The 12,208-nt window shown below is 42.5% G+C and carries 8 protein-coding genes; 2 read left to right on the plus strand and 6 right to left on the minus strand.

Annotation, left to right across the window (positions count from 1 at the left end; genetic code table 11):
- The first annotated feature begins 121 nt into the window (after positions 1–121).
- On the plus strand, positions 122–826 hold the full coding sequence (gene mpaA / locus OO774_RS17805) for a murein tripeptide amidase MpaA (RefSeq protein ID WP_264908734.1): 705 nt from the start codon (positions 122–124) through the stop codon (positions 824–826).
- Between the two features lie 229 nt (positions 827–1,055).
- On the opposite strand, the gene OO774_RS17810 is transcribed toward mpaA, so the two are convergent.
- From OO774_RS17810 to OO774_RS17825, 4 genes are all read right to left on the minus strand, one after another.
- Complete coding sequence (locus OO774_RS17810; protein WP_264908006.1) at positions 1,056–2,726, minus strand: FapA family protein; 1,671 nt, start codon at positions 2,724–2,726, stop codon at positions 1,056–1,058.
- 253 nt (positions 2,727–2,979) lie between these two features.
- The gene (locus OO774_RS17815; RefSeq protein WP_264908007.1) at positions 2,980–5,001 is read right to left on the minus strand and encodes a GNAT family N-acetyltransferase; all 2,022 of its coding nucleotides are present in this window, start codon (positions 4,999–5,001) and stop codon (positions 2,980–2,982) included.
- A 120-nt stretch (positions 5,002–5,121) separates the two neighbouring features.
- Positions 5,122–6,096: a ParB/RepB/Spo0J family partition protein gene (locus OO774_RS17820; protein WP_264908008.1), complete on the minus strand. Its 975-nt coding sequence runs from the start codon at positions 6,094–6,096 to the stop codon at positions 5,122–5,124.
- 7 nt (positions 6,097–6,103) lie between these two features.
- The gene (locus OO774_RS17825) at positions 6,104–7,321 is read right to left on the minus strand and encodes an AAA family ATPase (protein ID WP_264908009.1); all 1,218 of its coding nucleotides are present in this window, start codon (positions 7,319–7,321) and stop codon (positions 6,104–6,106) included.
- 1,227 nt (positions 7,322–8,548) lie between these two features.
- Here OO774_RS17825 and OO774_RS17830 point away from each other — a divergent pair.
- The gene (locus tag OO774_RS17830) at positions 8,549–10,519 is read left to right on the plus strand and encodes a replication initiator protein RctB domain-containing protein (protein ID WP_264908011.1); all 1,971 of its coding nucleotides are present in this window, start codon (positions 8,549–8,551) and stop codon (positions 10,517–10,519) included.
- 289 nt (positions 10,520–10,808) lie between these two features.
- On the opposite strand, the gene OO774_RS17835 is transcribed toward OO774_RS17830, so the two are convergent.
- A complete protein-coding gene (locus tag OO774_RS17835) occupies positions 10,809–11,276 on the minus strand; it encodes a transcriptional regulator (RefSeq protein ID WP_264908013.1) in 468 nt (155 codons plus the stop codon).
- Positions 11,276–12,208 (minus strand): ATP-binding cassette domain-containing protein, encoded by a 933-nt coding sequence (locus tag OO774_RS17840; RefSeq protein WP_264908015.1) that lies wholly within the window; start codon positions 12,206–12,208, stop codon positions 11,276–11,278. Before OO774_RS17840 ends, OO774_RS17835 begins: the two co-directional genes overlap by 1 nt.

The following is a 12,208-nucleotide window of genomic DNA, read 5'->3' on the forward strand; positions in this document are numbered from 1 at the left end:
TCTCCTAACTCGTGTTTTGAAGCCAGCGCCACAATTAACAATACAACCATTGACGAAATTTAATAGTTCGGTGTATCTAAGTAATTAAAATTAATATTACTTCATTTGCTAGGAGATTATGGTGAGTCTAATTCCAAGAACGGAAAGAGCTGCATTTTTAATTAAGCCGAGAACCTATGGAAAATCCGTTCTGGGCGCTCCCCTGCTCTACTTCCCTGCACAGTTAGAAAGTAAATCACGAGGTTTAATTTTAGCAGGCACCCATGGAGATGAGACAGCATCTATTACAGGTTTATCATGTGCGTTGAGATGTTTGCCAGAAAATGGCTTACATCACGACGTCGTGTTATCTATGAACCCTGATGGTAACCAACTAGGTACCAGAGCAAACGCTAATCAAGTCGATCTTAATCGTGCGTTTCCAACCAAAAACTGGACAGAGCATGGCACTGTGTATCGTTGGAGCTCTCATACACCAGTAAGGGACGTTAAAGTGAAAACAGGCAACGTGAGTCAACCAGAACCTGAAGTCGCCGCGTTGATCAAGCTCATTGAAGAAAGACAACCAAAGTTTGTGATCTCCTTCCATGAGCCACTGGCTTTTGTAGATGATCCTAAATGTTCTGAATTAGCAAAATGGCTCGGTCGACAATTTGACCTCCCACTAGTCGAAGACGTGGATTACGAAACGCCGGGGTCATTTGGTACTTGGTGCAGTGAACGAGAACTGCCGTGTGTCACTCTGGAATTACCAGCGGTTTCTTCTGATTTCACGATAGAGCAATACCTCCCGGCGATTATCGCCTTACTTCAGTATGAGCCCTAAAGCTAACGTTTACCGACAAATTAGTTTTCAATATCGACTGTGAAAATGGAGATAAGGATGTAATTTACAGTGTAAAACGCACTGATATCAGCAAGAGTTATCCAACACCATTCTTTCCAGGTGAATAGTGTCATCGTACGTTGAACAAAAGCCCAGCTAGGTTTAACTATCCATGAAGTCAGTGTGCAGTACATAAACGTAGAAGTTTAAGCAACACAAAAACGGCAGCCTAAGAGATTATGGATTCTTGTTCGAGACTGGCGGACACATTGATTTCGTATTGATTAAATTGAAAGGCACATCCACCATGGGTACGTTTAGTTGTCACTTTCTCACTATTAAACTGGACGGTTACCCGAGAAAAAACGTGTTCTTTCGCGACCACAGTGTTTTCTGTTAAAGCAAGTTCAAGCTCAGCCTCTGTCTGATCAAGTTTCAGCTTTACCTCTTCTAGTAGGCGATTGTTTTGGGTTTTCAAACTTTCTAACTCTGCACGTTCTTCTTCAGTACGTTCGAGTTTTGGCCTTTTTTTATATTCTAGCTCTCTGCGGATTACTTCCATAATTCCAGCTTGGGCATTTTTATATTGTTCTTTTAAGCTGGCAAGACGCTCCTGATACAAGGAATAGTTGGTGAACGCTTCAACCCTTGTTGCTGTATCACCTTCTACGCCCAGCTGTAAGCACAACACCCCTTTCGCTACCTTGGCATGACCTCCACTCAATGTGCCATGTTGGCCGCTAGCATCCAGAACCGTCAGGCTCCTGCCACAAGTGATGTCGTTATTCATGCTATGTAGTGCAAACTCAATATCTTCACCTGCAGATAGTTCGCTATATTGTGCATAATTAGCCCGTATAGCGCCTTTAGTTTTCACACGACAACTTCTTGGTTGGCCATCACTTACCGTATGGCCAATAATCCCTTTTCCAACCAGTATGTCATCTCGAGCTTGAACATTAGCTGACTCGATAAATCCTCCTACCGTGATTGACCCAGTAGCTTGCACAATCATGCCTGGCTCAATGTTACCGCCAATGATCAGATTGCCTTTAAATTTGATATGGCCAGTGTTGATGCCAACATTATTTAGGCACAGCGCGTTGTCGACTTCAATTGTGTTGTTCTTTATCAGTGGAGTACCAGAGGTTGAAGCAATGAGAATATTTGGATCGCTTTGACTAATTTCGCTACCTTTACCTGATTTGAGAGCGTTGTCTTTCCCGGCTTGCGCAGGCAGAACTCGGCCTTGGACCGTAAAGCCGGGTGTACCTTTAGTGGCTGGCGTACGGCGCATGACTTCGTCACCAACATTGACAGAAATGGTTTCGCCGAGATTTCTTAAATCTATCTTGTCACTGCTCGATTGGCCATGTTTTGGCTTGAGTATTCGCTTGGTAATGTCTCTAACCAGAGGAGTAAAAATGGCGTCAGTACCTTTAACTGGCTGCTTACCAACGGCTACAGGTTGTGTGAATGTTGCGCCAGGTTTAAGTTGATTGCTCACCATCATCACTTTCTTTAACGCAAGTTTGTTGATGCCTTTGGTCACCTTTGCTTGTGCAAGAGCGAGAACAATCTCTTCACCTCGTAACCCTCGCCCACCATAAGCGCCGGTAACGGTGATACTTGCAAGCATATCGTTGTTGGACAACTCAACGTTAATTTGAGCATTTTTCTTCTGAGCGATCACTATGCCTTTGTAAGCCTGAGAATCTCGTATCTCTACACAGTCAATAAATCGGCTGACCTCATCATCCTCAACAAATAATGAGCTAGCACTCATCAACGTAAGCTGCGCAGGTAATTCTTTTCTGTCGAACTGACCTACCAAATCTTGCGACAGGCGGGCAATTATCCGCGTTTTATCTTCATCCCACTCAAGACACTGCTTCCACATAAAGATACCATTTTGCTGAACATCAACGTCTTCAGTCTAACTAAAAATGTTTTCTCTACAAACTGAACCGTTTTAAGAATCAGGCTTACGTCACTAACAGTGAGAGAAATATCAATTTCAACAGGTTAGTGAATTGTATCGTCAATTTATTCTAGACTTCTTATAAGGGATAAATGAATAAGAGGCGATTTACAGTGTAAACCCCTCTTATTCGTCATTTTAATTTACAGTGTAAATCTACTTAATAGCGACTTTACACTGTAAACTGCTTTAAAAGCATCTGCACTTCCCGCCGAATCTCTTGTTCAACTTGCTTACGTCCTGTTAGTTTAAAGTGCTTTGCACAGCTTTCCCAATCATGGTTTAGGAAGACCTTACAAATCATTAAATCGGAAACCGATACTAAGCCATTTTTCAACAGCCACTGCTTTAACCACACAAACACAGATTCGTAACTACCACCACCTAGAGCGTAATTACGAATAAGCGTAATTTGGTAAGGATGAAGAGCAATACTCATTATTGGCGCATTCAGTAAACTTCGATATAAATTAGGCGCCAACCTAGAGTAAACTAGATTGCCACTCATCGACATAAACTCACACAGTAGTCGCTCAGCGTCATCAATCCATTTCTGCGGTTTATTGGCTAACTGTCTGACCATCAATAGTGAGTAACAACCACTTGCTGCATCGCGCATCGTACCAAGACGAATCGATTGATAACCGACACTATTCCAAAAGTGCAACAGCTCTTCTGTCAAACCAAAGCTGGTGGCAAGATAGTTGATGTGAGAAGGGAGAGACAGCTCAAGCTGCGAAAGCATCTGCTTGCCGAGACCTTTGTTCTGTAACTCAGGGTGAACCGCGATACGCATGATACGAAGCGTTGAAAGCTTACCTACATCCGGCATACCGAGTTGGTTTATGATCGTGATTGGGGTTAAATGACCAGGCGGACGGCGTCTGCCAAGTTGAATATCACCAATAATCGCATCATCTAAGCTCCCCTCTTCGACCGTCATGATGACACCGACTACTTTCTTTTCGTTCCTGGCCACATAAATAGAACTGCAGTCATCTTGAAGCAAGTGAATCAGATCATTTGGTGACGTTTGATAGTGCGCGTTGACCAAAAGAGCAAAACATTCCCGTAGTAAACCCGGATTAGAAATCAATTCCTGCTTGGTGACTTTTTCAAGCTGGAGCTTTTCTGTCACCACGACTTGAAGGTCAGTGAGTTCAGCATCCAATACAAAAGCCTCATACAGCCATGACTCCAGAAAATCACTGTCGCTCCAGCGGATCGGTTGCTGAAGATGACATGTTTTCATTCCGGTTCTTTGCTTTTTCAACCATTCAACAAACTTGAGCGTAAACCCACGGCCACAACCTTCATAGCCATGAATCGTGCTGGAAAATACCAAACGGTGATAATGTGCGGTTATCTGCTGCAACATGGGAACAGGAATTGCCGCAGCTTCATCTACTAGCAGTAAATCACATTCAGGTAGTGACGATAGTAACTCGTCCGGCGCAATAAATTGTATGCTCCCCTGCCCGGCTTCAAATCGGTCCTTTCTGACGCGTTCGCCACTGTGCATTACTCGTTGCGCATGCAAAAAAACCGGCTCTACCGCTTTAATAGAGGGTGCTGTCACTAACACCTGTAATGGTTTATTGTGGAGTAAGTTGGCACAAGCGATACCGAGTGCACTGCTTTTTCCTCGACCACGATCCGCAGTTAAAACTGAAGGTCGTTTTCGGTGCCCGGTAACCACTTTTTCAATCGCGGCAACGGCCTGTTGTTGCTGTGCATATTGGGATATTTTACTGGCGGATTCAAACCTTGGTAACTGAGGTATTCTTTGATGTTGTTCTAAGACACATAATTTTTGCCACTGGGTTGCCATCCATTGTTGGGCGTAGTTTGATGGCTCTTTATCACTGACAGCAACAATCAGAATACCGCCACCAACTAATGAACCTAACGCCGCTGTAAAGCTATTCGCATCGAAACTTTTGCTCGCATCATAAACCAGAACGTCACACTCTCTTCCCAGTAACATATGACCCTGTTTAGCAGAGACACAATGCGCATCTTGTAACGACCACTCACCGACACCAAACCAACGTAATTGTTGATGAGTTTGGTAAAACGATTCGATCAGTGCGTTTTGCCAATTGGCATCGCCTTGAATAGCGACGCCTATTCGTTGGAAAGATTGAGATGCCTTTTGCTGAAGTAAAGTGAGAAACTCGGTTTGTGTGTGCATGCTGTGTACCCAAGGTTGAACCAACGACATATTATCACAACTTAAACAGGCTACTGATCAGCAAGCAAAAACAACAGGCATAAAAAAACCGCCCGAAGGCGGTTGGAATTTTGATTAATGTTATTGCAACTTGCTGTGAACAAAAGCCAAAATTTCTTCCATCAAACTATCATCCACTTTTTTCAGGTTCAGAGCCAAATTACTACCTTTGCGGCTGTAACTCGCGCGACCTTTTATCAAATCTACTTTGTCTGCCTTCGGCGATGGTTTGGCTGGCGATAATTCGGTAATCCAACTTTCTAGGCTTTCTGTGACTTCTCTCGTCAAGCGCGCAACACCTTGCGCGGTGCTACGCTGCCACAAGTATCCTTCTGTTGTACGACATTTATCTAACAACCCTTGCTGATGTTCAGGGCTTAGATTTGTAAACTGCTTGTGCAATTTAACAATGGTCGGGCGACCAAGGTCTCCTACATTTGGATATGCTTGAAGCAATTCTAGGGGTAACGAAGCCGCTTTCAGAGCTCCACTTACCAATGCTTCACTACATTGGAACATTTTAGCTAGCGCTTTCTGGTCTTCTGCTTCACCGCTGTCTAGCTTAGCTTGCATCTCTTTGCCTTTCTCATAAAGAGAAAGCGGCTTATGAGCGTTTGCCACATCAGATAGAAACTTAGCATGATTAGAGTTAATGTTGTCGCCAACATAAACCAGAAAATCTTGCTCAGCCAAGATACAAGATTTGCGACGACGACTACCGTCTAATACCTCAATTTTGCCATCTTGAGTACGTCGGCCAACCGCTGGGTACTGCTGACCACGCTCTTTTAACGTAACCAATACATCCGATAAAGCGTGCTCATTCAAGAAAGACTGTTCACGTGCGTTATCAACAAAAACCGTTGTTTCTGACTCAACCTTATTAGCAGGAATACGAACCAATTCGAATTGAACGGTATTCTCACCTGCGACAGCTAACTCAATTGTCTGTGTTTTTTCTTTTGCAGCGGTTTGCGCTTCTTGAGGTGTCGCCACACGACGTTTATTGGTTTTACCAAATAATTTTGCGTTTAATTCAGACGTTTTCAAAGCCATTTACTTATTACCCCTGATTCAATGACGGCCAATTAGAGTGCAATACGCGCTCAAGTTCAAGTGAGCTCTTATGAACAGCATCTTGAGCGGTTGCGAGCGTTTTCTTACCACCTTCAAAATCGCTCACGGTAAGATCAAATACCGTACTGTACGTGTCGGCACAGGTTTCAAACGCTCGGCTACGCGGAATAGTAGCCATCATAACTTGGTCACCTAGAAGATAGTTCATTTCAGTTAAAACAGAAACTTGCTTCTTGTTGTCGTCCTCAAACATGGTTGGCATCAAGCGTACAAACTCAAGACCATTCCAATCTTCTGGGAACATTTCATATACCGTTGGTAAATGCTGGAAGAAGTTTACTGTCGAAGCCCAGTCAAGACGTTTAGCGGCGCAAGGAATCAATAATGCGTTAGAAGCATACATTGCATTCCAGACCAGTGGATCCACGTGTGGACCAGTATCAATCATGATGATATCGAAGTCGTCGGAAATTTTGTCGATAAGCTGCTCTTTTAACAAACGAACAATATCCAGAGATGGGTCTTCAGATAGTGTTTGCCATGCTTCAGCGTTAAACATCGCATCTTCAGGAAACGCAGAAATTGACTTTAAGTTCGGATATTGCGTTGGCAGTAGCACATTCTTACGCAAGAACTCACTATCAATCTCGACGCCATCTGGCACGTTACCTAACATAATATCAACAGCAGAATAGATATTATCATGCTCAGCGACACTGATTTGTGGGTTTAGGAATAAACGCAATGATCCCTGTGGGTCCAAATCAATCAAGCAAATGCGGTAGCGTTTATCTAAGTTAAGCGCTAAACAAGCGGCTAGATGCACAGCCGACATCGATTTACCGGTACCACCCTTTTGGTTTTGTACGTTGATAACCCATGGCTTATTGCCATTATTTTTTTTACGCTCATGGAATTTAGGCACTTCAGCCGCATCCATAAGCATATGCGCTTCTTCTAATGTGATGGAATAATGATTGGCATTATTCTTAGTAAATTGATGGCCCGCTGCTTCCATTTTGCCGATTGCGTCGTCGAGTTTTCGGCGAGTCAAACCTGAACGGGTTTCCATCATTGCTTTGGACATTGGAGGGAAGTAATTGTCACTTCGCTCTTCCAAAACAATCTCAATACGGTCAGCTTGAACCTGTTGTGTTAGTTCCGCTAACTCATGCAGGTTTTCAATTGTTTTTTCTCTTTTCATGCCAAATTCCGTTGGAAGGATATCTGATTGCAATTGTACAGCACCAAACATCAAAAACAACAAAAAGGTGAACAAACATTTTGAATAACAATCACATATAAAAACATTAAAATCGACTATTTTATGAATAACGGCGAAAAATATACCAAAATGTAATCAAACAACTTCGAGTAAAGACATTGCAAACGCTATAAATTTAAAGTGTTACGGCGTCACTCATTTACAATGTAAATTAAAATCTATACGGAACGATTATAATAGCCAGCTAAATTACGGATTATGTAAAATCAATACTTTGGTATTTCAAAATAGATAAACTCGAACCAAGTTTCTTCCACGACATATAGCTTGATCATGCATCCGAAGCAATAAACATAGATATTGGCTAAATACTCCGGATAAATGATCAAGGACGGCTCTTGATCATTTATCCGGGGCACGAGCAAATAATGAAAGCATGATCAAGGAAAGGGAGGGGAGAACTCGAGTAAACAGAGGCCATGCTAAGCGATCAAACTCACGGAAAAATGATCAAGTGGACTGCTTTCCCGGAAGCATGCTTTTTATCCGCTATTTTACGGGTGAATGCAGACATACTGGGGCATTCAGAGAAAAGAGTACGGAACGATGAAATGAACACACTGAATTTGTTAAGTTCTACTATCATGATCATGCTTCCTTAAATTTGGATAGGTAGAGCATTTACGGGCCTGAGATTGAATTTTGATGAGTTTTTCAACACATGCATAATTTACCAGCAAAATTAGACTTTAATCAGACATCATCATTAATCTTGATCATTGTTCCGGGGTTAAGTCGTTCATGAAAATCACTTTAAAAACACGTCGAACGATCAAACAACCTTCATTTCTGTGGATAACCTGTACAAATAACATGATCATCGTTTCAAGAACATTTTGATCATCTTTTCAGAAGCTTAATGATCATGCTTACCAGAGAATATGATCATGCTTTCAAGGTAGTGTTGATCATTGTTTCGTAATAGTCATGATCATAGTTCCAAAAGGAAAAGTAAAAATTACTTTAAATAACATAAACTTACGATAGCAAAAATCGCCAGATCAATAGATCATATAATCAATTTAGATCATAATAATCAAAAAGATCAGTTATTTAAAAAAAGAGATTTTTTCTTTATTTATGATCTGATTTTCTTTATTCTTCGGAACCATAGCACAACTACGGCTAGTGTGATCTGGATCTAAAATGACGGCTGATGAAAAAATTCTGATTAAAGCACCAAGAAGTCACAAAGATGGGCATCTTTTTGAAGTACACGAATCTTCTGCAGATTGGGTAGAACAATACCAGCACTTCAAAGGGGTAACCAAAAGTATCCTAGAATTGCTTAATCTGATCTCATTGAGAGGTTTCAGCAGTAAAGATGGGCTCGTATCAACTACTGAAATCGTTGAAGCCACAGATGGTCATTTGACTCGTGCTGCGCTGCAACAACGTTTGCGAGCAGCTGTGAACATTGGTTTGTTTACTCAAACTCCAGTTCGTTTTGAAGAAGGACTGGCAGGAAAAACCATGCTACACAAGTTTGTTAACCCCAATAAGCTCATTTCTGCTTTGGGTGCAACGAGTTTAGTCACCGAAAAAGTCCGTCAGAATGAAAAACAAAAGCGTTCAAAGGCACTAGCTCAAACACAAGTAAACAAACGCTTGCTGACCGAACATGGCTTAAATACACCGCCAACGATGAAAGATGAAGCGGATCAGTTTGTGGTCTCGCCGACGAATTGGGCAGGGATCATCGATCAAGCACTAGCGCCACCACGTACACGTAAAAGTTATCAGAAATCCATGGTTTCAATTTCTGGAACTAAAGCGGTGATAGAAACACGATCTTCAAAAAATATCATGACAGTGGATGATCTGATGACCTTGTTTGCTCTGTTTACCTTAACCGTGCAGTATCATGATCATCATAAAGATCAATATCACCTTGACGCCGCCCACGTACCGAACAAAACGCCGTTATACATTACCGATATTTTGTCGCTCAGAGGAAAAAAGGACAGTGGACCAGCGCGTGATTCCATTCGTGACAGCATTGATAGAATTGAGTTCACCGACTTCCAGTTACACGAACTAACAGGCCGTTGGTTGAGTGAAAATATGCCGGAAGGTTTTAAAAGTGATAGATTCCGTTTTCTCGCTCGAACGATCACCGCTTCAGAAGAAGCGCCTGTTGAGGGGAGCGATGGAGAGATACGGATTAAACCCAATTTGTATATATTGGTTTGGGAGCCGTCGTTTTATGAGGAGCTACTCACCCGCGATTACTTCTTCCTATTTCCACCCGAGATCCTGAAACAGCATACTTTAGTGTTTCAGTTGTATTCATTTTTTCGCAGTCGTATGGTTCGGCGCCATACCGATTGCATGCTGCTTAGTGAGTTGAATCAGAAGTTAGCACGCAACATTGAATGGCGCCGCTTTTCCATGGATCTTATTCGGGAACTGAAGCGATTGTCTGATGGAAAAGGAACGGAAGATCTTTTTATCGTTAATTTATGGGGTTACCACCTGACGATCGAAACCATGAGCGAGAATGGAAAGATCAAGGATTACCAGATCGATATCAAGTGTGATGTTGAGGAAGTCTTGCGCTACTCACGTGCTCGTACCACGAACGCTGGGAAGCGTAACATGGCTCCTACGTTACCAAATCCACTTCGTAATGAGATGGTAAGCAGACAACAGCTAGAAGAGCTCTCAGGCATCATTGACGGCGAATTTGAACCTATTCAGCGTAAAGCCCCTTCTCCTCGCGGGAATTTAGGGCGTAGGATCAAGCAAAGAAAGCACCTGGTAGAGATTAATGCAGATGAAATTACCATTACTCTATCCAAATATACCTCACCAGAAGCTCTGGAACGCAGTGTAACGGCGTTGTCTGCAATGACAGGGCATTCGTATGCTTCGATAAAAGAAGAGTGTTCTGAGTACATTGAGAAGCTTGATTGGTTAAGAGTCGGAGATGAACCTCTACCCTATGAAACACTGAGTAAGACCGTAGAACTGTTCAACACGCAAAATGATCTCAAACATCTTACTATTGAGCGTTTAATTGCAGGTTTAGCGGTTCGTCGCAAAGTCTGTCGACAAATCTATGATGGGCATATGGATGAAATGGTATACCGCGCACTTGATGAGATGGCTATTTAACATCAAGTCGTTGTATGCATTGAGAACGATTAATGTGACTTATTGATTTTAAATGTAAATATATGTTTCGATAATAGAAAACAGACTTAACTCTAACAAAATGCTGACACAGCCTCTCGGAGTCGGTACTAAGCTTGATCCCGAATAGACAACCTTTTGTCCTTTCTGATGATTAATAGATAGGCTCATATATTGTTACATTCATTCTGAATAGACTTCGCGAGTTTCCTAAGTAGAAACTCGCTTTTTTTTGTCCAAAATTCAGGTAAACCTTGATCGATTCTCCGGCTTAATGATGCAAACCTTGATCATACTTTCTAGCTTCATTCCAATTTAAAGATCGCATCAAAGCCACATGCGACTCGATCAAATTATTAGCTTGTTGCTGCCATTCACTTTGATCGCACTGTTGATTGCAAAACTCTAAAGCGAGTACCGTAAGGTGCTGTAACCGTTTCAAACACCAGTCTTTAATTTCAATATCGGTTGATACTTCACACGCGGCTTGTTCCAGCTTTGCACTCGTATAGAGCAAGGTTTGATAGGCTTTATGGTGGTCATGATACCTGGCGTGTTGGAATACTCGTAAACAACCGTCAAGCCAGCAAGCAACCGCTTTGCTCTGTGGATCGCTTAGCGTTGGGCCAAATACGCTAGCTGGAGCTTGATATAAGATCGATTCCAGTTTTTCAACTTGATCATGCTTCCGATGTTTATACCACATCGAGATCTGATCTTGCCAAGTACTCAATTCCATTACGCTGCCTCGGTCCATTGTTTTACAAAGTGGTTTGGCCCTATTTGAGCATATTCGTCGACAATTATGCTGCTCCGACTACGAATCTCGTCAGCATCTGTTGAATAGTTTGGCTCATTTTTAACTAAGTTACCAAAAGGAAGATCTGGGTCTGGGACGGCAGAGATCAGCAGTTTAGTGTAAGGGTGCTGAGGGTTTTTGAGAATAGAGTGAGTATCACCCCATTCAACGATTTGCCCTTTGTACATCACTGCTGTCTCTTCCGCGATGTAGTGAGCAGTCGCCAGATCATGAGTAATATATAAAAAGCCAATGCCAAGTTCTTGCTTCATTCGCTGCATTAAATTCAATACGCCCAAGCGAATGGATACATCGAGCATAGATGTCGGTTCGTCAGCGAGAATAATTTGTGAACCGACGGCTAATGCGCGCGCTAAATTAACCCGCTGGCGCTGACCACCACTTAGCTCGTGTGGGAACCTATCTAATGTATCTTCTTGCAACTCCACCAGCTTCAATAGCTCTAGTAAGCGGGCAGGTATGTCTCGGTCGCTTTTGACTTGCTTATGAATCTTTATAGGGCGTGTGAGGTGATGGCGAATGGTATGTGTTGGGTTGAGTGAACCAAATGGATCCTGAAAGACCATTTGTACTTTACTGCGGTACTCTTGGAGATCCGATCGTGAAGTGATCTCATTTATGTCGGCTCCATTAAAAAGGATCTCGCCCTCTGTAGGCGGATAAACTTTCGTGATCAAACGTGCACAAGTGCTTTTACCACACCCTGATTCACCGACCAAAGCCAGGGTTTTTCCAGCATATAGGTCAAAACTAATACCTTGTAGCGCGCGAAAAGTCTCCTCTTTTGCTAAACCACCACCGACGTTGAACTCTTTGACCACGTTTTTCATTTGGATGATAGGCTGGTTCAT

It is taken from the genome of Vibrio sp. STUT-A11, from assembly GCF_026000435.1.
In the GTDB taxonomy this organism is placed as follows: Bacteria; Pseudomonadota; Gammaproteobacteria; order Enterobacterales; family Vibrionaceae; genus Vibrio.